This is a genomic window from Acinetobacter sp. AS167 (genome assembly GCF_037152175.1).
Taxonomy (GTDB): Bacteria; Pseudomonadota; Gammaproteobacteria; order Pseudomonadales; family Moraxellaceae; genus Acinetobacter.
This window is the reverse complement of record NZ_JBBCMP010000009.1, coordinates 20,796-44,917: the sequence shown is the minus strand read 5'-3', so window position 1 is coordinate 44,917 and position 24,122 is coordinate 20,796. Positions and strand designations below refer to the sequence as shown.

The window sequence follows — 24,122 nt, the reverse complement described above, 5'->3', positions numbered from 1 at the left end:
AAATGGCAGTATGCTCGATTTCACTGTGTATTGGTGTTTAGATTTCAAATGGACTTGACGGATTACACTGCTTTAATCACCGGATAAAAAAATATGTTTGTGAATTTTTTAGATCAAATTGATCATGAGAATATAGAAAAAGACCAAGTTATACAGTTGTTTCTGGAGATTCAGGCCACAGACTTTGAATATTCAAATTCAGGTTATCTTATGCTAAATATGCCAAAACAAGGTCAGATCATTTTATTGTTTTGGTGGGTAGATACGACTCATTTGATTTTACGTTACGATAAGAATATCCCTACTGTCCAACAAGGTGAGTCGTGGTTGTCTTGCAATGAAGATCTGAACTTAGCATTATTTGATGTGGGTGATGACACGTGGCTCCCTTTAAATTCAATTATTTCACTCAATGAAGCAATCAATGTCATATCTGAGCTCTATGATCAGCCTTTAAATTTGTCTAATCAAATTAAATGGCAAAATGTGGCCGATGTTATGTGGAAGGATTAATTGTTTCAGGCCCATTAAAAGAATAAAATGTGTCCTGTTGGTAAACTTAGAGCGATATATGTCAAATACTCCGCCCACCATTATTGGCAATATCCCAAAACTCCCTGCAAAATTTGCAGCATGGATTATGCCGTTGTTCTTATCTTGTTTAATGAGTGGCATGGTGTCATTGATTAATATGTTGATCAATGTGGGTTTGATTAACGGATTTTGGGCCAAATGGCTTGCTGCATGGATGGTATCATGGGCTGTGGCATATCCTGTGGTTCTGATTGTTTTACCCTTAGTACGACGTTTAACTGCCGTATTTGTGGATATGCCTAAATAATGGATCTACTCTTTACATGTGACAGGTTTGCTAAGCAATTCAGCATGACCATTTGTAAAAGTATAAAGTTTGGAATTATTAAAGATTTTAATCACTTTGGCTTTGTGCAATGCCGTTTTAAATGTCGGCATTTTTTTTGCATTGACTAAGTCAAATGGATTGCCATAGTTGTTATTGTCGATTAAGAATTGAACTTGACCCATTTGCGCATCATGTGCTTTAAGCAGCTCTTTGCCATCTTTATCTTCTATCGTAAAACCAGGCTTCTGCGAAGGAATCTTACAATTCAAACGCAAATATAGGACGTTTCCATCACTGGATTTGTTTTGTAAGGTGTAAATGCCTTGAAGATCATTTTCAATATAAACCCATTGTCCAGTGGGCATATTGATCTTCATTTGCTCTAGTTTTTCGAGGGTGGCTTTACTGACATCAACCACACCTTGTTGATCAACTTCTGGAACTTTGGCTTCGCCTAAGCCCACCATACTTTTGACTTTTTCAGTGGTTTTGGAAACACCAGAAGAGACTTTTTTTGCAGTTTGGCAGCCAGTACATGCAATGACTGTGCTAATAAGGAGTAGAGAGATCTTTGTGTTCATTGTTATTGGTTTAGCTTCATCGTATTTTAAACAAAATAAATCTAAACCGAAAAAAAATCAATGATTGGTCAAAATTGCGTACAAATATGCAGTTTTAATGGCGGGATCATGACTCATTATTTTATGGAAAAATATTAAATTGCATAAAAACGAGAATTTGATCAGTAAAACTGAGAATAATTTATCATTCTGTAAAATACTTTGAATATCATTATCACGTATCTAAATACCCATTTAGTCAAAAATAGGCTTAAGCTTGTATCAGACCAAAGTCGTAGCTTAGCAAAAGATAGAAGCAGGCAGTCTGCTTCAATGAGAATGGAAATGCCAACGGAAACCCTGAAAAAATATCCTCTATATATTCATTATGCAGGTAATGCCTTATTAGAGCTGCCTTTATTAAATAAAGGTTCAGCCTTCACAGAAGAAGAACGAACTCAATTTAACTTACACGGTTTAATTCCTCATGTGATCGAAAGTATCGAGGAACAAAGTCAACGTTCATACCAACAGTTCTGTTCTTTCAGTGAAGCGATCAATAAGCATATTTATTTACGAAATATTCAAGACACCAATGAAACGCTGTTTTACCACCTGATTGAAAACCACTTAAGTGAGATGATGCCAATTATCTATACACCGACAGTGGGTGAAGCATGTCAACGTTTCTCCGATATTTATCGCCGTCATCGTGGAGTATTTCTTTCCTATCCTGACCGTAAATACATTGATGAAATCATTCACAACGTAAACCGTAAAAATGTCAAAGTGATTGTGATCACAGATGGTGAGCGTATTCTTGGTTTAGGTGACCAAGGTATTGGTGGTATGGGCATTCCAATTGGAAAACTATCTCTTTACACCGCATGTGGTGGCATTAGTCCTGCTTACACATTGCCGATTACCATTGATGTGGGAACCAATAATCAACAGTTATTGAATGATCCGATTTATATGGGATGGTCGCAACCTCGTATCAGCGGGGATGAATACTATGAATTTGTCGATGAAGTGATTGCTGCGGTTAAACGTCGTTGGCCAAAAGCACTGATCCAATTCGAAGATTTTGCGCAAAAAAATGCCATGCCTTTACTTGAAAAATACCGTGATAAGATTTGTTGCTTTAATGACGATATTCAAGGAACAGCCGCAGTTTGCGTCGGCACTTTAATTGCAGCGAGTAGAGCCGCAGGTAAACAGCTCAAAGACCAGAAAATTACCTTCTTAGGGGCTGGTTCCGCAGGTTGTGGTATTGCAGAACAAATTATTGCACAGATGGTTGCTGAAGGCCTGACGGATGCTGAGGCACGTGCCAAAGTATTTATGGTGGATCGTTTTGGCTTAATCACTGAAAATCAGCCAAACTTATTAGATTTCCAACGTAAACTTGCGCAGAAACCTGAAGATGTTACACATTGGGGAAATGCTGAGGAAATCATTTCACTGCTTGATGTTGTGAAAAATGCCAAACCAACCGTATTGATCGGGGTATCCGGTCAACCAGGTTTATTTACAGAAGAAATCATTAAAACGCTGGCTGAAAACTGTGAATATCCGATTGTATTGCCTTTATCCAACCCAACTTCACGAGTTGAAGCCGTACCGGCTGATATTATTCAATGGACAGATGGTAAAGCATTGATTGCGACAGGCAGCCCATTTACACCTGTAAATTATCATGGTGAAACCTACCAGATTTCGCAGTGCAATAACTCCTATATCTTCCCTGGCATTGGTTTGGGTGTGGTAGCAGTTCAAGCAACCCGTGTTACAGACAATATGTTAATGGCTTCAAGTTCAGCTTTGGCCGATTGTTCACCGAAGTTGCAAGATATCCACGCAGATTTGTTGCCTGATTTAAATGAATTGCAGCAAGTATCTAAAATTATCGCGTTTAAAGTTGCTAAAGCGGCTATTCAAGATGGTGTAGCACCGATGATCAGTGATGAGCAATTGCTGGAAAGTATTGAACAGAACTTCTGGAAACCAGAATATCGTGACTATAAACGCGTTCCGTTCTAGAAATTTTTAAATGTTGTAAAGAAGGGGCTATACGCCCTTTTTTATTAATCTAATTTATTATGTTGTTTATTTGGTAATTTGTAATTTTTTTATAAAAAGTAATTTAGGTATATTTATATTTTTGAACATTAGTTATAATAGTATTATACAAAATTTAACATTTAAAAAATAAAATGCTTAGAAATATTAATGCCTTACTTGAAAGTTTTGGCCTGGGACTACAAACACGAGCGATCCACGTTCAATTCTCAAATCAAGCCTTAAACAGCAGTGTATTCTTGCAATGCATTCAGGGGCAACAACAGATTAATCAAGGCTTAAAGGCGGAATTACTCTGCCTTTCAACCAATGCGCATATTGCTTTAAAACAATTTATCGGGTGTCAGGTTGCAGTTGATCAAGTCACCGATTTTGGTGAATTGTACCGAACCACTGGAATTGTGACAGGGGCAAGCCAAGGGCAGAGTGATGGGGCGTTAAGCGTTTATAAATTAACGCTTGAAGATGCAACCAGTCTTTGGCATAAGCGTCGTAATAGCCGTGTTTTTATGAACAAAAGTGTTCTGGAAATATCGGAAATCTTATTTAAAGAGTGGCAAGCGAAAAGCGCCTTATTTTCTGCCAGTCTAAGTCTGGACAGTAGTGGTTTAAAAAAACAATACGATATCCGTCCTTTTGTAATGCAAGCCAATGAAACGGATTATGAGTTTTTAACTCGCTTGTGGCGCAGTGAAGGTATTAACTGGTTAGTTGATGAGTCTGTACGAATTGTGCCTATTTCGGCAACGCAGATTCAGGCACAGAAATTACGTCTGATTGATGACAATACCCAATATGAGGCAATGCCTAGACGAAGTATTCGCTTCCATCGCAGTCATGCAACAGAACGCTTTGACACGATCATCAGCCTCATTGCCCAGCGCTCAATTCAATCAACAGCAATACAAGTACAACGTTGGCAAGCGGATAGCCTTTTACAAGATCAGGGCGATAGCCAGTTAAGTAATCACCAACATAGTGATCAACAAGATAATGAAACTTTAAGTTTAGAGCAGGCTTGGACAATTAGCCCAGCTTGGACCAGTGATCTCAATGGTGAAGACCAAACCACAGTTTCCAGTTCAGCTCAAGTTGATAAATTAAATACCCAACTAACACAATACCAAGAATTACAGTCCAAATATTTTACCGCAACCAGTTCAGTGCGCGATGCGCAAGTTGGCTATTGGTTTGAATTAAGAGAACACCCTGAAATTGATCAACATGATGGTTCGGATCGTGAGTTCTTAATCTTAGGTAAGACTTTTTACAATCAAAATAACTTACCTAAAGAGTTACAAGATCAGTTATCCAAGCTGCTTAATTTAAATTACTGGAATCATTTAATTAAAGACCAGCGTCAAGCCAATGAGTTGTCTTTGGTACGCCGTAGAATCCCGATTGTTCCCGAGTATAACCCTTTAGCGCATAGACCTTCTGCGTTTCCACAACGTGCCAAAGTGGTTGGCCCGCAAGGCGAAACGATTTATGTCGATCAATGGGGGCGAATCAAAGTTCGTTTCCTCTTTACCCGTACCGATGACAATAGTCATGATGGTGGTGCAGGCTCGAATGACAATGATACAGACTCAGCTTGGGTTGATGTATTGACCTCTTGGGCGGGAGAAGGTTATGGCACAAGATTCCACCCACGAATTGGTGAAATCGTAGTGATTGATTTCTTTGATGGCAATGTCGACCGTCCATTTGTGATGGGACGTTTACATGAAGCAGAACGTCATCAAACCATGTTTGATGTCAAAGGCCAGTTGCCTGATACCAAAAAATTAAGTGGTATTCGCTCATCGGAAGTGGGTGGATCAGGTTTTAACCAACTCCGCTTTGATGATACAACAGGCCAAATCAGTACGCAGCTACAAAGTAGTCATGCAGCGACACAACTTAATCTCGGGAACTTAAGCCATCCGAAAGATAAGGAAACCAGCAATGGGCGTGGCGAAGGTTTTGAGTTAAGAACCGATGCTTATGGTGCCATGCGTGCAGGAAAAGGCATGCTTATCACGACGTATGCCCAAGAAAATGCGATTGCAGACCACTTAGAAGCAGCACAAGCGCAGTCCTTGTTAAATCAAGGTGCAGAAAGTATGAAAGTGCTGAGTGAAATAGCAGTCAAACAACAAACGGATGCCTTGAATGTTGTCAATCGTTTGCCGAAACTGATTAATTCTTTAGAACTAAAAGGTGCAAATCAGGCTTTACAGGCAACCGTGGGTTTATTTAAAAATGCTGTAGGTAGTGATCCAATTTCGGCACTGAAAAACAGTGGTGATTTTATTGAGGACATCCAGAAATTTGGTAAAGATACCAAGAATATTGTAGATGAATTTAAAGACTTTTTTAATGATTCCAAAGAGTCGATTGAGAACTTAAAGAGTTTTATTGAAAATATTGAAGAACATGGTTCGGATGTTTTAAAAGGAAAATTAACCAGTTTAAAGGACAAGTTTGATTCAGAGCCTTTATCCGCTTTAAAAGACGTGGGTAAGGTAATTGCCAATGTTGAAATTAAGGATTTTGATTTAACCAGTGTTTGTGGAACTTTTAATAAAGGCAGCAAATTGGATGTGAATCCGATGCAGGCTTTAGGCTCCTTACAGGGCTTTATGGAAAGTTATACAAAAGACTTAGAAAATAGCGGTGATAGTGCCAAACAAGAGCAAGGTAAGATTTTTCGTCAGGCATTGATGTTACTGGCTTCACCCAATGGGATTGCATTGACAACCCCAGAAGACATTGTTTTACAAGCTTCACAAGATATTGCTGAAAGTGCGCAAGGCTCAATTAATTTGAGTGCACAGAAGAATATTGTCGGTCATGCACAAGATAAGATCAGCTTGTTTGCAGCACAGAAAGGTTTAAGTGCTTTTGCTGCAAAGGGTCCGATCAAAGTTCAGGCGCAGGATGACTTGATTGAAATCATTGCGAAGAAAGTGATTAAACTGATTGCGACTGAAGACAAAATAGAGCTCACCAGCTCTAAAGAGATTGACTTAAAAGCAGGTGGGACTCAGCTTGTGGTTAATGGTAGTGGTGTCTTTATTAAAACTGGTGGAAAGTTTGAGGTGAAATCTGGACAACAGTTGTTTACCAGTGGAGCAACGGTGAATGCGCAATTGCCGAAAATGCCTGAGAGTGGGATGTATAGTAAACGCATTGATTTAAAAAATCTTGTACCAGAAAATCTCTTGAATACAGAATTAAACTATAAAATTATTAATCAAACGAAAAAAGTAGAATATATTGGTGAATTAGATGAATTTAGGACAAATCGTTTATTTTCAGACACTTCCGATCATATAGAATTTAGATTTATTGATAGCGAAAATGGAGAAAATGGAACAATGTTTATAAGTTTATTAGATCCGGATGATGAGTTATTCAGTTGCCTAAATGAAGTTGGCAGTGAAGACGATATTGATGAAAATAATGGGGGTGAGTAATGAATAAGGTAGTATCGATTTTATTATTGTTTATAGCTAGTTCTGCTTTAGCAGCTGAAAAGTGTGATTATAAAGTTCAGTTTGATGATACGATTCCTGCAAATGTCTCCTTCATAAAATTAGGGAAAGCTAAAGGCTACACGAAATTTGAAGTTAAGCCTGATTATTTTGAAACTACTATACAGGATTGCGCTTTTAAAAATAATAAATATTATATTTTATCTAGTTCAATTACTCATCCTGCAAATACATTAGCTCAATCAATCTTGGTTGTAAGTATTTTTGATAAATTTGGAAGCTTAAATGAACATAAATTTATAAATAAAAAATGGACTTGTGAGATTGATGATGGTTTTTATAAAAAAAACAATAAATTAGAAGTCCTTTATAGTTGTGCAGATAAGTCAGAAAATTTGAAATATAATAAATATGCGACTGAGGTAAAATAAATGGCTTATACATACGAAGATAAACTAAACTTTATTTCCTCAATCTATTGTTCTGTGAGGAGGATAGCATTCAAAAAAAATGTGAGTTGGGAGACTATATTAGCTCAAGCAGCCCAAGAAACTGGATGGGGAGAAAATATATTAGTAGGTACTAATAATATATTTAATATAAAAGCAGATAGGAGTTGGAAGGGTCCTAAAAGTAAACATTTAGTCTGGGAAGATAAACCTAATGGAAAGCGTGTGCAGGAATACCATGATTTTAGAAATTATAAAGATTTTGATGAAGCAATTGAAGATAGAGTTAAATTTTTAGAAGAAAATCAAAGATATCATAAATTTTTCAGTAATGGTGTAAGAGGTATATTTGAAAGGGAAGCCCAAGCATTAGAAGATGCAGGATATGCTACACATAAAGAAAAAAATAAAGCTACGGGGAATTTTGAATTAGTATATGCAGATAAATTAATAGAAGTGTTTAGAGGACCTTCAATGAGAAGGGCGATAGCCAGAGGTGAATCTAACGGACAATGCACTATTGTGAATGCTGTATTCTTGGATGATGATAATAGCAAAGAAGCAAATAAAGAAGTTGAAATTGTTATAGATGGAAATATCAGGGTAACGAAAATCACGGATAGTAATGCGATTATTAAAGGTATAGTTGTAAAGCCAAATGGAACTATTAGCTTTAAGAAAGATAATATTATTGTTCCAGCTAAAATTCCTTCAGCTAAAGCTCCAATAAATATTAAAATTACCAAAGCATCAACTCCTATAGCTGATAAATTAGACCAACATAATGGTAGTCCTTCTAGGAGAGAAAATGCTGTAGAAACTTCAAGGCAAACGCAAACTTCTACACCAACATCAAGTGCTGATAAGGGACTGACTTCTTTTAAAATAAAATTTGTAGAAAATGATACTAATAAAAGTATTGAAAACTTTTCATATGGAATTTTTTACAAAAATAAAATGAAAGAACATGTTGCTGATAGTAAAGGTGAAGAACAGATTCGTGCAGAATCTGGTGAAAAAATAGTGATTTACGTTAAAGATTCTTTTGGAAAATTAAATCAAAAAATTGAAGAATTTAATGTTCAAGAAAATGTATTAAAAGTCATTAAAATTCCTATTAGAGAAATAAAAGTATTGGTAATGGACCACTCTTCAACAAAGGCAATGGAAAATTATCATATTATTTCAGAATATAGAGGTTCAAAGAAAAATAAATACACAAGAAATGACGGTACAATCATTTTAAAAGGCTTAGCTGGATTTGGAGTGAAATTAACTATACCTTCAGGTCAGATTGTATTGCCAGAAACATATTTTGATAATAAAGTTTTATTTTATAAGCGAGCTTTGTTTGAAAAATATGAAAAACCTATTTTGACTAAACCAACAACAACTCCACCATTAAAAACAGATGGAGATATTGTTGTTTCAAAAAATAAAACTGCCCCAATATCACAAAATGATGTGCGTGGAAATAACGGACATCCTATTAAATTAGTCAGTAAAGAAGGTACATTTGAAGTTGAAACTTATTTAGACACTACAAAAGCGCTAGCATCTAATTTAAGTTATGAAATAGTTTATAAAGGGCAATCCCGTGTTCATATCAGTGGAAGTAATGGGCGTAAATTACATAAATGTGAGATAAATCAGGAAATAAGTATAAAGTATAAAAGTGGCAATAAAATATTAATTGAGAAGTATACTGTAATTGAAAATATGTCTCCTATTAAGATTTATATAACAAAATCTAAAGGTAAATTTAATAAAGCAATTTTTGCCCAAACTTTAAGAGCAAATTCTACAGCAAAAAGTCGTGGATTATGTGCAATGTATGTACGATTAGCTTTTGAAGCAGCTGGCGGAAAAGTTAATCCTAGACCTGGTTCTGCTTATCAATATGTAAGAGTTATGCAGGAAAATGAATTTAGAGAAGTAGATAAAGAGGGATATACACCACAAATAGGTGATATATATATTATTGATAGATTTGGATCACACGTGCATGGACATATTTCTGGTTATGATGGATCTCAATGGATATCGGACTTTAGACAAAATGGAATAAATATCTATAGAGGGCGACCTGCCATTAGCTACAGAGTTTTTCGGTATTATGATTAGAGGATAAATATGCTTACTGATTTTAAAAAACTGCTATATGTAATTTTTTTAACTTTTTTTTGTTTTGGTTGTGATTCAAAACATGCTGCACATGAGTCTAAAGAAAAATTGGATTCTATAAGTAAAGAAAGTATAAACCATAATGAAGTTGATATAGTATCTTTTATTTTAAACTTTTATAAAATATATTCTCCTTTTGATTTGGGTGGAAATAACGAAAATAAATTGAGTGATTTTATATCAAAGCATGGTGATGAATTTTTAACAAAAAAATTGAAATTATTGATTTTAGAGGATATTAAATGTACGCAAGAAGGTTATGTCTGTAACTTGGATATGGACCCATTTTATAATAGTCAAGATAAAATCGTATTGTCAAATGTCACAAAGCAAAATGATAAAACTGTAAATGTTTTATTTGATAATAAAAGTAAATTAATAATTTTATTAGATTGTGATGGGAAGTGTTTGATTTCAAATATTATTTATCCAGATGGATCTAACTTGGAAGAAAAATTGAAACAGAAGGATTGAGTCAAAGAGAGAATATGATTCTAGCATTAAAAAGAGTATTAAGAATACTCTTTTTTTTTAATATTTTTATAAATTTTTTGTCATAATTTTCAATGGAAAATAATAAATTATTTTGATATTAATTTTTGTAAAAAATGAGATACTTAATAATATGGTTATTATGTTTCAGGTGATTTAAATTAGATTATGAGATTACTGCTAATCATGCAAATCCAGATTCTAGGAAAAATTTTATAAAAATTATCAATAGAAAAAAGTGAGATAGAAAATGGAAAAACAGTTTAGTGTATTAATATTTTTAAGTTTATTTGTTATTACAGGTTGTAGTGCAAAATCAGTTGAAAAGGATGCGGTATTAAAATTAAAAGTTGAACGTTGTGGTTTCGATTATGATATAGAGAATTACTATTGCAAAGCAGATAAATTAGACTTATATAAGAAGAGTGTTGGAAATAAAGTGGATTTTAATAAAAATTATACGATAATTAAAATAAATGATGGAAAATATTATCGACTAGTTGCACTTAATCAGAAGGATTTAAAGGTCTACCCTTTAAATTATCAAATAGGTTATAAGTCTAAATTTGATTATTCGGTGAATAATGATAGCTTGTGTGTTACAGGCGATTTTTATGCATATAGAGATGATTACAGTCATTCAAAGTTGTGTTTTAAGGTGATAAATGGAAGTTTTGTAAAAACAAATATTTCTGAAAATTTACCCAAAAGTACTAAAGAAAGCAATTTAAAAAAGATATTAATTCCTAATGCTTCAAATTACTTCTTGAAGTGTTTAAAAAGCAACTCTGAAAGTAAATGTGAGAAGCTAAGTGATTTGGAAAATCATGTATATAGTTTGAACGATGTGAAAAATATGTCGCCAGAAATTCATACGATCTTAAGTCAGAATAAAATTAATAATTTAAATTTAGATGGAGTTAAATTTATACCAGATATAGGAGATTCACAATTTGTGATTGGTGAAAAATATCATGACACAGATAATGGATCGACGACTTTATTCTATTTGATTAAAATAAAGCCAAAGATAGAAGTTTATAATCTTTAAGAAAGCTATGCTATTGATGGTAAATATAACTTAAGCTATAAAGATTCTGCGGGGAATAATAAAAATATAAAATTAAATTAATCTATAATATTTATAGTTAATTTCTGGATGAAAAGCAGCTTCATAAAGTTGCTTTTTCATTTAAAATATAGAGAAACTTTCGATTTCGATCATATAAAATTTAAACTGAAGGCTTTCTATCTTTAATTGCTATAATGGGTGTCTATGAAAAAATTAATCTTAATATCCTTGCTGTTATTCAGTATGGGTGGTCTTGCATTTGCTCAACCTAACACTTCCTGTAAAAATGATGATGAAAGCCTCATATGTATTAGAAGTAGTTCAAAGGCTGTCACTAATGAAATGAAAAAAGTGATCCTTAATATTGAGGAATCGACTGATAATCTGCAAAAATTTCAAATATCTCAATTGAAGTGGTTAGCTTATAAAAATGCATACTGTAAAGATTTTATGGGTGAAGAAGCAACCAATGCTCAAGGCGATGGTGCAACCATAATAATTGAATCATGTTTGCTCGATATTGATAAAGCAAGACTAGACGAACTTAAACGATTAAATAAAGTTTATTTAGCTCAATAAATGAATTTTATAAGACGTATAAACCAAAGAGGTTAGATGTCTTTTGCCTTTTTATTTATGACTGTTATATCTTTTTAAGGGTTTTGGTAACTGGACTTTAATATTAATTTTGGAGTATAAAATGAAAAAAATATTTATTATATTTCTTGTTGTTTTGAATTCGATTTATATGACTAATTCGCTAGCTAAGCCAAATGATAGTGAGGAATCATGTAATACAAATAACATAGTAGCAAATAATTTTAAAAAGACATTCCCTGTGATGTTGCCTATTTCATCAAAGAGTAAATTAAAAAGAGAAAATACAATTTCCTTCTCTCAATTTTCTAATAGTTTTTTACAAAAACTTTCAGAAAATCATGGTGATTTTGTGCCATTTGGAGGAGCGATAAGATTACCAGATATTTGTAATAAAACGGTTTTTATTGCTTATTTTACTGATGAAGGAGAGGTGGAAAATTATAGTCTTAATGTATTTAAAGATGGTAAGGGACATTCTGTGAATTTTGGAACGGGATCAGAATTCTGGATTGATAAAAAATATAATATTAAGGTTAAAAGCTATGATGGTAAGTTAGCTAAAATAAACTATTATAAAATTTCTGATGATGGCATTATTATGAAAAGTAAAAGTCCTTTCAATTAGTTGTCTAAAATACTAGATATTACTTTTTTTAAAATGAAATTTAATTAATAATTTCAATGAATAGCCATAAGGAAAAAGCATCATATGTTGATGCTTTTGCTATGAGTACAAAAATTATATTAGACTTCTTGCGAAAGTATAAATTGTTTATAATAGCTTTATGAGATATGAAAATTTAACAAAGTTCGATGATATTGAGTTCAAACGTTTAGTCGGAGTGACATGTCCTTTATTTTGTAAAATGGATCTCGTTTTACAAGAGGCTGAGCGTTTTAAGAAAAAAATTTGGCCGTCCTCACAACTTAGCAATTGAAGATCAATTGTTATTAACATTGAAGTACTTATGATCTTATAGTATTCAGCTTGAATTGTCTGCTGAGTTTGCAATAGCTGAAAGCAACGTTAATCGAACCATCCAAAAAATTGAGAACTGGCTTATACAGTCTAGAGTATTTTTATTACCTAAAAGAAATCAATACATTACAGATCATGACTTTGTTATTGTGGAGGTAACAGAATCTGAGATAGAACGTCCTAAACAAAAAAATTAAGTTGTATAACGGTAAAAAGAAAAAATCCAATAGCTAATCAAACAATGACCATATAGCATATAGATTGTTATTTATATAAAGTCAGGCATTTAGTAGAAAATATGTTTTGTAGATTAAAGTAGTTTTGAGAAATAGCCACTTGATATGACAAATTAAAACGGAACTATGAAATTTCTGTTGCATTAGCTTGCATATTTTTATGGCTCCACTTGTAGGTTAAATTATGAACCCTAAATGTCAACAGATCCTAAATATTTCGAAGGAATTCAACTTGTTTAAAAGTATTTACCAAAAGATATTTATTATTATTTTCTTAAGTTTTAGCACTTATGCTGGTGCGGATAATATTAAGCGAAATGATAAAAATAGTGATGGTTTAGATATAACGCATTTACCTTATAACTCTCAAGATCATTTGAAATGTTTGGAAAATAACTCTAAAGATAATTGCCAATCAGTAAATTTAATTTCTTCTAGTAAACTTACTCATGCTTATAATTTTATAAATTCTCAATATGGGCGTGGGGTTGTTCTACCTGAAAGTAGTGATCGGAAGTTGATAGTTATTTCGCCTTTTTCAGATGAAAGCGAAACACTTTTAAATATAAACATTGTTGATAAATTTGGAGTTGTCACAGAAAAAAGTTTATCTGAAAAAACAAAGTTTATTATAGATAAAAACTATAATTTAATTTATATCAAAAATGGAAAAACGATAAAAGAAAAATTATAAAAGTTCTGGGCTTTAATGTAAATTAGGAGCCCAGTTATTCAATGCTATTTACATTTATAGGAAGCCTATATTAAAGATCTTTCATAAATAAAAAAATGATCATGTGGAGTGAATTATATTGGTATTGAAAGTTCCTTCTCCCTATGGGAGAAGGTTAGGATGAGGGTGCTTTTATGTTGATTTATGGTTTTAAAAAGCACTTATGAAAGAAGTCTATTGATGATATTTAGTTTAGGGAAAAACCTTTTTTCTTTATTTTATTTTTGATAGTCGGCTGTTCTTAATAGAAAATGAACACCTTGATTAATGAAAAATAATATAATTTTCAGAATGTTGAGATTATTTTTTAAATTAATAAGCAGCTTTATAAAGCTGCTTATTTAATGGATTTCTATCAATCTTCCAAAATCTCTTCCAATACTTCTTCATTCGGTGCAAAGAAGTACGCACCATCGACAGGAGTCACAAAGTGTAATAAACGGTCATGAATTCCATCGCCTTGAGTACCAAACATATTGACTAACATACGATCAATACGGGTTAAATCTTTGGTATAAGCAATAAAAAATAAGCCTTGCTCACCTTGTCCATCGCCATAAGGAAGAGAGTGACGCAGAATTTCTAATTCTTCACCTTCATTATCTTCGATAACAACACGAGCAATATGGGCATTTTCAGGTTTGTGTTCATCGTCCATCTCAATACTTTCTAATTTAGAACGACCAATCACATTTTCCTGTGCATCTACTTTTAAGCGTTTCCATTTTTCAAGTTCATGGACATAACGCTGCGCAAAAATAAAAGATCCATCTTCGAAAATACCTGAATCTTCACCCAATAAAGCAGTCTCCGCACGATCATCTGGAAATTGAGGATTTTCGGTACCATCAATAAATCCCGTTAGGTCACGACCATCGAGATAACGGAAACATACACGTTCGTCTAAAACTTCAACTTGATCTTGGATACCATCAAAAAAGGATTGGCTCAGTGCAAAACAAATGTCAGTACGTGCAGAAGCAATGTGAATTAGAACATCTGCAGGAACAACGGGCATTTCAAATGCGCCCTGAATTGGTTCTAACTGTTTAAAGCCTTCAGGTGAAGTATGATAAAGCTTTGACCATAGTTCTGGACCAAAAGCGATTGCAGTTTTAATCTCAGCTTCGGGGTGTTGCGTGATCAGGCGATCACGAGTGCTTAACAAGGCATTGAGACGCTTTTTTAAGCCATCAATAGACAGATTTTTTAAATTTAAAACGATGAAACGCGCATGGTCAGAGGGTAAAGGTAAAATTACAGATTGGGCTGTCATATCGAGATGGCTCCTCAATTTTTATTTATCAATACTCTTATTGTGCATGATCAAGTAACAGCTGAATAGTAAAGTCTTATACTTTTTACCAATTAAATTAATCGAAATGTATCGTTTTAAAACCGCTATAATAGCGTGTTCAAAGTTTTCTATTCTTTTGTTATGTCCTATCAAGTCTGGTTTGCCTATATGTTGGCGTGCTGGGTGATCAGTATTTCACCTGGTGCGGGTGCGATCGCGTCTATGTCGAGCGGTCTTAATTATGGTTTTCGCCGTGGTTATTGGAATGCAATCGGTTTACAACTGGCATTGTTGGTTCAAATTGCGATTGTCGCAGCAGGTGTTGGGGTATTATTTGCAACCACACCATTGGCATTTTTCGTGGTGAAATGGTTTGGGGTTTTATATTTATTGTATTTAGCTTACATACAATGGACAACGAAAACACAGTCGATAGATATCCCGACTGAGCAACCGACAAAATCTATTCCCAAGCTGATCTTATATGGCTTTATTGTCAATATCAGTAATCCAAAAGCCATCGTCTTTTTACTTGCTGTTTTGCCACAATTTCTAGACTTGTCTAAACCACAATGGATTCAATATGTGATTATGGCAGTGACCATGATCATGATTGATTTGATAGTCATGGCTGGTTATACGGGATTGGCAGCCAAAGTGTTAAGACTATTAAAATCACCCAAACAACAAAAATATATGAACCGTACTTTTGCCGTATTGTTTAGTTGTGCCGCTGGCTTATTGAGTTTGGTTCACCAATAAAAATATAGGCGATTAACTGCTTGATATGTTAGAGATTTGATCATATAAATAAGCCATTGTTTCGAGGATGCTTTGAATTATTTAGAATTTTATCTGTATGCCATTAGTGTGATTATCATGATTGCAACGCCTGGTCCAGTCATGATCTTGGTTGCAAGTGCAGGTTTAAAAGGTGGCTACCGACAGTCTTTACTGACCATTATTGGGACAAATTTGGCCTCTTTGGTATTGATCACAGCTTCTATTTTAATTTTAAAGGGCATGTTTAGTGTCAATGAAGCACTTTTCTTGATCATTAAAGTTTTAGGATGTCTTTATATTGCCTATCTAGGTTATGGAATTCTAAAAGAAGTATTATCTCAGCAGGAGCATCAACTCAATACAATGTTGTCGCCTGTAGATGGTGGTCTTAGCAAAGGTTTTTTAGTGGGTATCTCAAATCCTAAAGATATCATTTTCTTTTCATCATTTTTTCCGCAGTTTATTCATATTCATGCTGATATAAATACCAGTCTGGTTATCTTAGTCGTGACATGGATTATTTTAGATTTTCTCACGTTATCTTTGGTCTATCTGTCGTTTAATAAGCTTTCTAAAAGTCAAATTTATCCAAAAATATTAGGGCTTTGCGGATTAATTCTGATTGTCATTGCTGTATATGGATTATATGTTTCGTTAAAAAGCATGGTTTAAATATTGATTGGGGCCTAAAGATGGAATTGATCCATCAAGCGATCTTTCTTACTTTCATTACACAGAAAATCACCGCAAATAGCAAAGACATGGTTAATACGATGCTTAGCCCTGTAGAGATGTTCAACGCAGCACTTGACCATAACCCCACCGTCACCCCAATTTGAGCAATCACAAATGCCCCTATCACCATTTGTTTCGGTGAGTGAGAAATAAGACGTGAAGCAAGTGCGGGGATGACCAATAACGCCCCCATCAATAACGAACCAACGGCACGTAAAGCGAGTACGGTGAATAAAGCCAATAACAACATAAAAATTAAGCGCTGCCATTTGGCGTTTACGCCTTCACTTACTGCAATATCAGGATCAATCGCAATTTGAATTTGTGCTTGCCAGTAACGGTAGAGAACAGCTAAAGCAACAATAATCACAGTTGCAAAAATAGGCAGGTCAGACCACTCAATTGTTAACAAATCACCAAATAAATAACTTAATAATTCAGGACGTAATGCGGGTAAATGTTGAATTAACAATAGACCAGAACAAAGTAAGGTGGCAGCACATAATGCAAGTAAGGCGTCATTGGGTAAACGAGGGTCATGTAGAACCCAAAGTACAGCCACCAAGAGAATTGCGGTAAAGCTAACACCGACCCAAAGAGGTAAACTCAAAACAGCAGCTAAAGCGACACCCAGCAGGGTACCATGTGCCATGGTGTCAGCAAAAAAAGACATTCTGCGCCATAGCATTAAACAACCTAGCGGAGCGGTTAGAAACACTAAAAGTGTTCCCATAATCCATGCAGGTAACAGTAATTCTAACCATTCCATCATGGTTTAAGCTTCCGGTTCTGGGTGAATGTGTGGATGTGGGCCATGTTCACAAGTTTTGGCCGAGTCACCATGCGCACAATGATCATGATGGTGTTGGTAAAAAGCATGGTATTTTCCAAAAGTATCGCCAAACAAAGCTTGATACTCTGGATGTTGTTGAATACTGTCAGGTAAACCACTACAGCAAATGTGTTTATTTAAACAGACAACTCGCTGAGTGCCTTGCATGACCCACTGTAAATCATGAGACACGATTAAAATGGCACAACCATAACGTTGTGGCAGGCTACGCACATATTCATACAGTTCAGCTTCAGACTGGATATCTAAACCTTGCATAGGTTCATCTAAAACCAAAATATCGGGTTGGCGTAATAAAGCACGGGCCAATAAAACCCGCTGACGTTCACCACCTGAAAGTTGTTGTACTTTGGCATACTCTAATTTGGCAATACCAGTATCTCGTATGATTTCAGCTTTAATGGCCTTATCACATTTCTCAAGATCAAGTAGATCTTTAACTCTTAAAGGTAAGCTATGAGAGGGATTAAATTTTTGTGGTACATACGCCAGTTTAATTTTTTTTTGGCTGATAATTTTACCTGCATTGGGTTTTAAAATACCTAATAATACTTTGATCAGGGTTGATTTACCTGCGCCATTCGGACCAATAAGCGTGACAATTTCTTTTTCTTGTAATGAAAAATCTATATTTTTTAGAATGTCACGATCATCAATTCGGACATTAATCTGTTGCAGTTGAACGAGAGGGGAGTTTAGGCTTTGTTCGAGCACTGCTGACATATTCCTGAAATCTCAATAATACTGTGATGTGCATTGAAGTGATCTGACTTTGCTAAATGATCTAATTCTTGAATCAAACCTTTTGCTGAAGCTTCTTTCACTGTATGACATTCAGTGCAAATTAAAAATGCGGCTTGATGTCCTTCACGTGGGTGACAACAAGGGATATAAGCATTAATAGAAGTTAATCGGTGAATAAAACCTTTTTCTAAAAGAAAATCTAAGGTTCTATACACAGTAGGTGGCGCAGCTGGACGTTCTGCAGCACCTTTCATCTTGGCTAGCAGATCATAAGCACCAACAGGACCTGAGGCATTCAAAATTAATTCAAGTACTTCTTTACGTAAGGGGGTAAGGCGGGCACCTGAGGTTGCACAAAGGTTTTCTGCTTCTGATAAACGAGCTTCTACATTGAGATGATCGTGTACACCATGCAAAGTATCATGCTGTTCGTGTGAACATAAGCTCATATCAGACCTCAAAACTTGTTATTTGAATGGAAGAGAATCGCAAATATTAACATGAAGCTCTATCAACTTACGAATAGCGTAGGTATTTTTTAACTTCTGTTATACTATAACATAAATTTTTTTTGGTAATACACTCCATGAATCGCATTATTGCCTTTTGCTTATGTGCATTATTAACTAGTGTTACTTGGGCTCAAGCGCCTTTAGTGGTATCAACTCACCCTATTTATTTGATTGCAAAAGAAATAACAGAAGGCGTGGAAGAGCCAGTTTTACTTTTGAGAAATCAAACAGGGCATGATGTGCAACTTACACCAGATAATCGTAAAACGATTATGGATGCTTCATTGGTGATTTGGCTGGGAAAAGAACATGAAGCGCCTTTGGAAAAGGTGTTGGGAGAAAATGCTAAGGCCATTTCAATACTCAATTCAGGCATTATCCAAGCGCTTCCATTAAGAAGTCCAAAAGGTATTGCACTTAAAGATACCATTGATACACATGTCTGGTTAGACCCTAACAATGCCGTACGTATTGGATTCTTTATTGCAGCCTTACGTTCACAACAACATCCTGAAAACAAAGTAGCATACTGGAATAACGCTAAGAAGTTTGCCAGTGAAATGCTGCGAGTCTCACAGAAAAGTATCAGTGCGGGTACGGCACGTCCATATTGGGCTTATCATGATGCTTACCAATATTTAGAGCGTTCATTAAACTTGAAATTTGCAGGGGCGATGACAGATGATCCACATGTTGCACCAACTGTAACCCAAATTAAGTTTTTAAATGACACGCGACCTTACAAAAAAATGTGTTTACTTGCAGAAGGCAGTGCAAGCCCGAGTCAGTACCGAAAATTGGGTGAAATTTCATTTCAAGCGGTAGACGAAACTTTGGCTAAACAACAAGATTTTGTGGTTGCATGGCAGACTTTGGCTCAACAAACACAAGCTTGCGTACTTAATGCACGGAAATGATGCAAAAAATAATCAACAATTGTTCATATGCAAAGCAACCTGTATATCGAAAAAAACACGACTAAGGTCGGGAAAAGATTGCATGTTCAGGGGTGTAACTCTATAATGCCTGCGATTAAAAACGATCATCAGCTAAACTTGTCAAGCATTTATGCTGTGAGTGGATAAAAAATGAGCCAAACTAGTCGCTTGATTGACCGACGATTAGCAAAAGCTTTGGTCTATTTGCAAGCGTTTATGATTCCTGTTTCAGCCTTGGTAGCGTGGGTCTTGAAAGACTCGACTGCGGCTCTGAGTGCAGCGTTAGGTGCACTGATATGTTGGCTTGCCAGTTGTTATTTTTCTTGGCAGTCGTTTCGAGCAGCAGGGGCACGTGCTTCAAAACAAGTTCTTTCGAACATGTATAGAGGCTTAATGGGCAAATTTGCAATTGTGATCGTTGGTTTCATTTTAATTTTATGCAATGTCAAACCGTTATCTCCGGTGGCATTGTTTTGTGGTTTTATTCTCGTTCAAGCGATGTCGTGGATTGCTCCTTTTTGGGTAGCACGACAACAAAAACGAGTATAAGCGCAGCAGAAATTGAAAATTTTTTTGGGGATTAACGAGATATCATGCAGCACGCGATATTCGTTAACTCTATTTATTATTTGACATTGACCAGGTGTGATTTATGGCTGCTGAAGAACATGCCCTGACTTCGACCGAGTATATCAAGCATCACTTGACCAATATGACCTATGGCAAAATGCCAGATGGTACTTGGAAATTGGCTGAAAGTGGTGCAGAAGCTCAACAGATGGGGTTCACTGCTATTCACTTGGATTCAATGGGTTGGTCAATTGGCCTTGGTGTGATTTTCTGTTTGATATTCTGGTGTGTAGCGAAAGCTGCAAACTCTGGTGTTCCTACCAAGTTCCAGTCTGCAATCGAAATGATTATCGAGTTTGTTGACTCAAGTGTTCGTGATACGTTTCATGGTAAATCACGTTTAATTGCACCTTTAGCCCTCACAATTTTTGTGTGGATTTTCTTGATGAATGCGATGGATTTACTTCCAGTAGATTTCATTCCGCATCTTGCAGGAATTATTGGTTCAAACGTATTTGGTATGGATCCTCACCACGTTTACTTTAAGATTGTTCCATCTACAGACCCTAACATTACCCTTGGTATGTCTTTGTCTGTATTTGCACTGATCTTGTTCTATAGTATTCGTGAAAAAGGCATCGGCGGTTTCGTTGGTGAATTGGCACTTAACCCATTTAATCCAAGTAACCCAGTTGCAAAAGCGTTATTGATTCCAGTGAACTTAATTCTAGAATTAGTAACATTCCTTGCACGTCCAATTTCATTGGCACTCCGACTATTCGGTAACATGTATGCGGGTGAGTTAATCTTCATTCTTATCGCGTTGTTACCTTTCTGGATCCAGTGGGCGTTGTCTGTGCCTTGGGCTATCTTCCACATTCTTGTTATTACATTGCAAGCCTTCATTTTCATGATGCTAACAATCGTATACTTGAGCATGGCAAGCGAAAAACATTAATGGTATTGCCTAACTGTCATCCGGTGGTTAGGTATAATTTTTTTACTTTAATTTGGTATAAACCTAACCTCTGAGGAATTATCATGGAACTCACTTTAGGTCTAGTTGCAATTGCATCTGCTATCTTGATCGCTTTTGGTGCTTTAGGTACTGCGATTGGTTTTGGTCTTTTAGGCGGCCGTTTCCTTGAAGCTGTTGCTCGTCAACCAGAATTGGCTCCACAACTTCAAACTCGTATGTTCTTAATCGCAGGTCTTCTTGATGCTGTGCCTATGATCGGTGTTGGTATTGGCTTGTTCTTCATCTTCGCTAATCCATTTGTAGGTTAATCAGCTTAATTCCGAAATTCACTATTTGAGGAATTTGCAATGAATATCAACCTCACATTGTTTGGCCAAGCGATTGCATTTGCGATATTTGTCGCATTCTGCATGAAGTTTGTATGGCCACCACTAATCAATGCGATTAGTGAGCGTCAGCGTAAAATCGCTGATGGCTTAAATGCTGCAGAGAAAGCGAAAGCTGATCTTGCTGATGCACAAGCACAAGTTAAGCAAGAAATTGATGCGGCGAAAGCACAAGCGGCTCAATTGATCGAACAAGCGAACCGTCGTGCGGCACAATTGGTCGAAGAAGCGCGTACTCAAGCATCTGCTGAAGGTGAGCGTATTCGTCAACAAGCGAAAGATGCTGTTGACCAAGACATCAATTCTGCTCGTGAAGAATTACGTCAACAAGTTGCTGCTCTTGCAGTTGCTGGTGCAGAGAAAATTCTGAACCAACAAGTTGACGCAGAAGCTCATAATGCCATGCTGAATCAGCTGGCTGCTAAACTTTAAGAGAGGCGAATATGGCTGAATTCTTGACGTTGGCACGCCCATACGCTAAAGCAGCATTTGCTTATGCATCTGAGCAAAATGCAACTGACGCTTGGTCAAATGCATTACAACTGCTCAGTGCTGCGGTGCAAGATGAAGCATTCTCCGCTTATTTAAATCGCCCTGAGTTGACACCTGCTGAGCAGGTTGATCTTTTTGCGAAAGTTTTAGGTAATGAACAAACTGCGGCTGTGTCAAACTTTTTGACACTTCTTGCAGACAATGGCCGTTTGGCATTGTTACCTGAAATTGACACAGAATTTGAGCAACTCAAATCGCAAAATAACAACACTGTAGATGTTGTGATTGAATCCGCTTTTCCATTGGATTCAGTACAAGAACAGAAGTTGGCTCATGCGTTAGAAAAACGCTTGAACAGCGCTGTGAAAGTTACAGTTGAAGTAAATCCAGCATTGATTGCTGGTGTTGTTATTCGTGCAGGCGACCAAGTGATAGATGATTCTGCGCTTAGCAAGCTTGAAAAAATGCGGACTCGTCTTCTAGCGTAATTGTTAAAAATAACTACGTCTAAAGAAGACTGAACTTTAAAAAGATTGAGGTATAGCGCAATGCAACAACTGAATCCATCCGAGATCAGTGCGCTCATTAAACAGCGTATCGGCGATCTGGACACCAGCGCGACCGCTAAGAACGAAGGGACCATTGTTATGGTTTCCGACGGTATTGTGCGTATTCACGGCCTTGCTGATGCAATGTACGGTGAAATGATCGAATTCGACGGCGGCTTATTTGGTATGGCACTGAACCTAGAACAGGATTCAGTGGGTGCCGTTGTCTTAGGTAACTACTTAAGCCTTCAAGAAGGTCAAAAAGCTCGTTGCACAGGTCGTGTATTAGAAGTTCCGGTTGGTCCAGAACTTTTAGGCCGTGTAGTAGATGCTTTGGGTAACCCGATTGATGGTAAAGGCCCTATTGATGCAAAACTTACTGATGCTGTTGAAAAAGTAGCACCAGGTGTAATTTGGCGTCAATCAGTGGATCAACCTGTACAAACTGGTTATAAATCAGTAGATACAATGATCCCTGTTGGTCGTGGTCAGCGTGAGTTGATCATCGGTGACCGTCAAACTGGTAAAACAGCGATGGCGATCGATGCGATCATTGCTCAAAAACAATCAGGCATTAAGTGTGTATACGTTGCGATTGGTCAAAAACAATCAACAATTGCAAACGTAGTACGTAAGCTTGAAGAAACTGGCGCTATGGCGTACACAACTGTTGTAGCAGCTGCTGCAGCTGATCCTGCAGCAATGCAGTATCTTGCTCCATATGCTGGTTGTACAATGGGCGAGTACTTCCGTGACCGCGGTGAAGACGCACTTATCATTTATGATGACTTGTCTAAACAAGCTGTTGCTTACCGTCAAATTTCATTGCTTCTTCGTCGTCCACCAGGTCGTGAAGCTTATCCAGGTGATGTGTTCTATCTTCATTCACGTCTACTTGAACGTGCTTCTCGTGTATCTGCTGACTATGTTGAGAAATTCACTAATGGTGAAGTTAAAGGCCAAACTGGCTCATTAACTGCATTGCCAATTATTGAAACTCAAGCGGGTGACGTATCTGCATTCGTACCGACAAACGTAATTTCGATTACTGATGGTCAGATCTTCTTAGAAACATCATTATTCAACGCAGGTATTCGTCCTGCTGTGAACGCGGGTATCTCTGTATCGCGTGTTGGTGGTTCTGCTCAAACGAAGATCATCAAAAAATTGTCTGGTGGTATCCGTACTGCTTTGGCGCAATACCGTGAATTGGCAGCATTTGCTCAGTTCGCTTCTGACCTTGATGAAGCAACTCGTAAGCAACTTGAGCATGGTCAACGTGTAACTGAATTAATGAAGCAAAAACAATATGCTCCATATTCAATTGCTGACCAAGCTGTTTCAATTTATGCATCTAACGAAGGCTACATGGCTGACGTTGAAGTGAAGAAAATCGTAGACTTTGATACTGCGTTAATTTCTTACTTCCGTTCAGAACATGCTGCGTTAATGCAAAACATCGATGAAACTGGTAACTACGACAAAGACATCGAAGCTGCAATCAAAGCAGGTATTGAAAGCTTTAAAGCGACTCAAACTTACTAATTTCAATGTATG

Annotated in this window: 25 protein-coding genes and 2 pseudogenes; 22 read left to right on the top strand and 5 right to left on the bottom strand. The window is 36.2% G+C overall.

Annotated elements, in window-relative coordinates:
* The first annotated feature begins 93 nt into the window (after positions 1 to 93).
* Together WFN33_RS14655 and WFN33_RS14650 are read left to right on the top strand one after the other, a co-directional pair.
* Positions 94 to 513, top strand: coding sequence for a hypothetical protein (locus WFN33_RS14655; RefSeq protein ID WP_336953771.1), 420 nt, complete (start codon positions 94 to 96; stop codon positions 511 to 513).
* Between the two features lie 58 nt (positions 514 to 571).
* On the top strand, positions 572 to 841 hold the full coding sequence (locus WFN33_RS14650; RefSeq protein ID WP_336953770.1) for a DUF2798 domain-containing protein: 270 nt from the start codon (positions 572 to 574) through the stop codon (positions 839 to 841).
* A gap of 5 nt (positions 842 to 846) precedes the next feature.
* Here WFN33_RS14650 and WFN33_RS14645 read toward each other — a convergent pair whose 3' ends face one another.
* Positions 847 to 1,443, bottom strand: a complete 597-nt coding sequence (locus tag WFN33_RS14645; protein WP_336953769.1) for a hypothetical protein — start codon at positions 1,441 to 1,443, stop codon at positions 847 to 849.
* A gap of 324 nt (positions 1,444 to 1,767) precedes the next feature.
* Here WFN33_RS14645 and WFN33_RS14640 point away from each other — a divergent pair, with 324 nt between their 5' ends.
* The 11 genes and pseudogenes from WFN33_RS14640 to WFN33_RS14595 all read left to right on the top strand — a co-directional run bounded on the left by WFN33_RS14640 (position 1,768) and on the right by WFN33_RS14595 (position 13,689).
* On the top strand, positions 1,768 to 3,465 hold the full coding sequence (locus WFN33_RS14640) for an NAD-dependent malic enzyme (RefSeq protein WP_336953768.1): 1,698 nt from the start codon (positions 1,768 to 1,770) through the stop codon (positions 3,463 to 3,465).
* A 173-nt stretch (positions 3,466 to 3,638) separates the two neighbouring features.
* On the top strand, positions 3,639 to 6,965 hold the full coding sequence (locus tag WFN33_RS14635) for a type VI secretion system Vgr family protein (protein ID WP_336953767.1): 3,327 nt from the start codon (positions 3,639 to 3,641) through the stop codon (positions 6,963 to 6,965).
* The gene (locus tag WFN33_RS14630) at positions 6,965 to 7,414 is read left to right on the top strand and encodes a hypothetical protein (protein WP_199959319.1); all 450 of its coding nucleotides are present in this window, start codon (positions 6,965 to 6,967) and stop codon (positions 7,412 to 7,414) included. The genes WFN33_RS14635 and WFN33_RS14630 overlap by 1 nt, the downstream gene beginning before the upstream one ends.
* Positions 7,415 to 9,556, top strand: a complete 2,142-nt coding sequence (locus WFN33_RS14625) for a glycoside hydrolase family 73 protein (protein ID WP_199959317.1) — start codon at positions 7,415 to 7,417, stop codon at positions 9,554 to 9,556. It abuts the gene before it with no gap.
* 9 nt (positions 9,557 to 9,565) lie between these two features.
* Positions 9,566 to 10,090 (top strand): hypothetical protein, encoded by a 525-nt coding sequence (locus WFN33_RS14620; protein WP_199959315.1) that lies wholly within the window; start codon positions 9,566 to 9,568, stop codon positions 10,088 to 10,090.
* Between the two features lie 268 nt (positions 10,091 to 10,358).
* Positions 10,359 to 11,159, top strand: coding sequence for a hypothetical protein (locus tag WFN33_RS14615; RefSeq protein WP_336953766.1), 801 nt, complete (start codon positions 10,359 to 10,361; stop codon positions 11,157 to 11,159).
* A gap of 225 nt (positions 11,160 to 11,384) precedes the next feature.
* Positions 11,385 to 11,759, top strand: coding sequence for a lysozyme inhibitor LprI family protein (locus WFN33_RS14610; RefSeq protein WP_336953765.1), 375 nt, complete (start codon positions 11,385 to 11,387; stop codon positions 11,757 to 11,759).
* Positions 11,760 to 11,880: 121 nt separating this feature from the next.
* Positions 11,881 to 12,405 (top strand): hypothetical protein, encoded by a 525-nt coding sequence (locus tag WFN33_RS14605; RefSeq protein WP_336953764.1) that lies wholly within the window; start codon positions 11,881 to 11,883, stop codon positions 12,403 to 12,405.
* Positions 12,406 to 12,565: 160 nt separating this feature from the next.
* Positions 12,566 to 12,981: pseudogene (locus WFN33_RS20440) on the top strand (transposase family protein); the annotation flags it as partial.
* 31 nt (positions 12,982 to 13,012) lie between these two features.
* Positions 13,013 to 13,171: pseudogene (locus WFN33_RS14600) on the top strand (IS5/IS1182 family transposase); the annotation flags it as partial.
* Positions 13,172 to 13,227: 56 nt separating this feature from the next.
* Positions 13,228 to 13,689, top strand: a complete 462-nt coding sequence (locus WFN33_RS14595; protein ID WP_336953763.1) for a hypothetical protein — start codon at positions 13,228 to 13,230, stop codon at positions 13,687 to 13,689.
* A gap of 394 nt (positions 13,690 to 14,083) precedes the next feature.
* Here the strand turns inward: WFN33_RS14595 and WFN33_RS14590 are convergent, their stop codons facing one another.
* Positions 14,084 to 15,004 carry a Dyp-type peroxidase gene (locus tag WFN33_RS14590; protein WP_151804334.1) on the bottom strand — a complete coding sequence of 307 codons (921 nt, stop codon included), beginning with the start codon at positions 15,002 to 15,004 and terminating at the stop codon, positions 14,084 to 14,086.
* Between the two features lie 162 nt (positions 15,005 to 15,166).
* Here WFN33_RS14590 and WFN33_RS14585 point away from each other — a divergent pair, with 162 nt between their 5' ends.
* Together WFN33_RS14585 and WFN33_RS14580 are read left to right on the top strand one after the other, a co-directional pair.
* Positions 15,167 to 15,787 carry a LysE family transporter gene (locus tag WFN33_RS14585; RefSeq protein WP_336953762.1) on the top strand — a complete coding sequence of 207 codons (621 nt, stop codon included), beginning with the start codon at positions 15,167 to 15,169 and terminating at the stop codon, positions 15,785 to 15,787.
* 72 nt (positions 15,788 to 15,859) lie between these two features.
* On the top strand, positions 15,860 to 16,480 hold the full coding sequence (locus WFN33_RS14580; RefSeq protein ID WP_336953761.1) for a LysE family translocator: 621 nt from the start codon (positions 15,860 to 15,862) through the stop codon (positions 16,478 to 16,480).
* 34 nt (positions 16,481 to 16,514) lie between these two features.
* Here the strand turns inward: WFN33_RS14580 and znuB are convergent, their stop codons facing one another.
* Genes znuB through WFN33_RS14565 form a run of 3 tightly spaced genes read right to left on the bottom strand, consistent with a single transcriptional unit; the run spans position 16,515 to position 18,589 of the window.
* Positions 16,515 to 17,315: a zinc ABC transporter permease subunit ZnuB gene (gene znuB / locus WFN33_RS14575; RefSeq protein ID WP_336953760.1), complete on the bottom strand. Its 801-nt coding sequence runs from the start codon at positions 17,313 to 17,315 to the stop codon at positions 16,515 to 16,517.
* A gap of 3 nt (positions 17,316 to 17,318) precedes the next feature.
* Entirely contained in the window at positions 17,319 to 18,119 is an 801-nt protein-coding gene (gene znuC / locus WFN33_RS14570; RefSeq protein WP_336953759.1) for a zinc ABC transporter ATP-binding protein ZnuC, read from the bottom strand.
* Positions 18,092 to 18,589 (bottom strand): transcriptional repressor, encoded by a 498-nt coding sequence (locus tag WFN33_RS14565; protein WP_336953758.1) that lies wholly within the window; start codon positions 18,587 to 18,589, stop codon positions 18,092 to 18,094. Before WFN33_RS14565 ends, znuC begins: the two co-directional genes overlap by 28 nt.
* A gap of 137 nt (positions 18,590 to 18,726) precedes the next feature.
* On the opposite strand from WFN33_RS14565, the gene WFN33_RS14560 reads away from it, so the two are divergent.
* The 7 genes from WFN33_RS14560 (at position 18,727) to atpA (ending at position 24,110) form a co-directional block, all read left to right on the top strand.
* A complete protein-coding gene (locus tag WFN33_RS14560; protein WP_336953757.1) occupies positions 18,727 to 19,569 on the top strand; it encodes a metal ABC transporter solute-binding protein, Zn/Mn family in 843 nt (280 codons plus the stop codon).
* A gap of 171 nt (positions 19,570 to 19,740) precedes the next feature.
* Positions 19,741 to 20,139 (top strand): ATP synthase subunit I, encoded by a 399-nt coding sequence (locus tag WFN33_RS14555; protein WP_004723429.1) that lies wholly within the window; start codon positions 19,741 to 19,743, stop codon positions 20,137 to 20,139.
* Positions 20,140 to 20,242: 103 nt separating this feature from the next.
* Complete coding sequence (gene atpB, locus WFN33_RS14550; RefSeq protein ID WP_336953756.1) at positions 20,243 to 21,118, top strand: F0F1 ATP synthase subunit A; 876 nt, start codon at positions 20,243 to 20,245, stop codon at positions 21,116 to 21,118.
* A gap of 83 nt (positions 21,119 to 21,201) precedes the next feature.
* Positions 21,202 to 21,447: a F0F1 ATP synthase subunit C gene (atpE, locus tag WFN33_RS14545; RefSeq protein ID WP_000424060.1), complete on the top strand. Its 246-nt coding sequence runs from the start codon at positions 21,202 to 21,204 to the stop codon at positions 21,445 to 21,447.
* A 39-nt stretch (positions 21,448 to 21,486) separates the two neighbouring features.
* Positions 21,487 to 21,957 carry a F0F1 ATP synthase subunit B gene (locus WFN33_RS14540; protein ID WP_004723424.1) on the top strand — a complete coding sequence of 157 codons (471 nt, stop codon included), beginning with the start codon at positions 21,487 to 21,489 and terminating at the stop codon, positions 21,955 to 21,957.
* A gap of 11 nt (positions 21,958 to 21,968) precedes the next feature.
* Positions 21,969 to 22,505 (top strand): F0F1 ATP synthase subunit delta, encoded by a 537-nt coding sequence (locus tag WFN33_RS14535; protein WP_004823704.1) that lies wholly within the window; start codon positions 21,969 to 21,971, stop codon positions 22,503 to 22,505.
* A 60-nt stretch (positions 22,506 to 22,565) separates the two neighbouring features.
* Positions 22,566 to 24,110, top strand: coding sequence for a F0F1 ATP synthase subunit alpha (gene atpA / locus WFN33_RS14530; protein ID WP_004723422.1), 1,545 nt, complete (start codon positions 22,566 to 22,568; stop codon positions 24,108 to 24,110).
* The last annotated feature ends 12 nt before the right edge of the window (positions 24,111 to 24,122 follow it).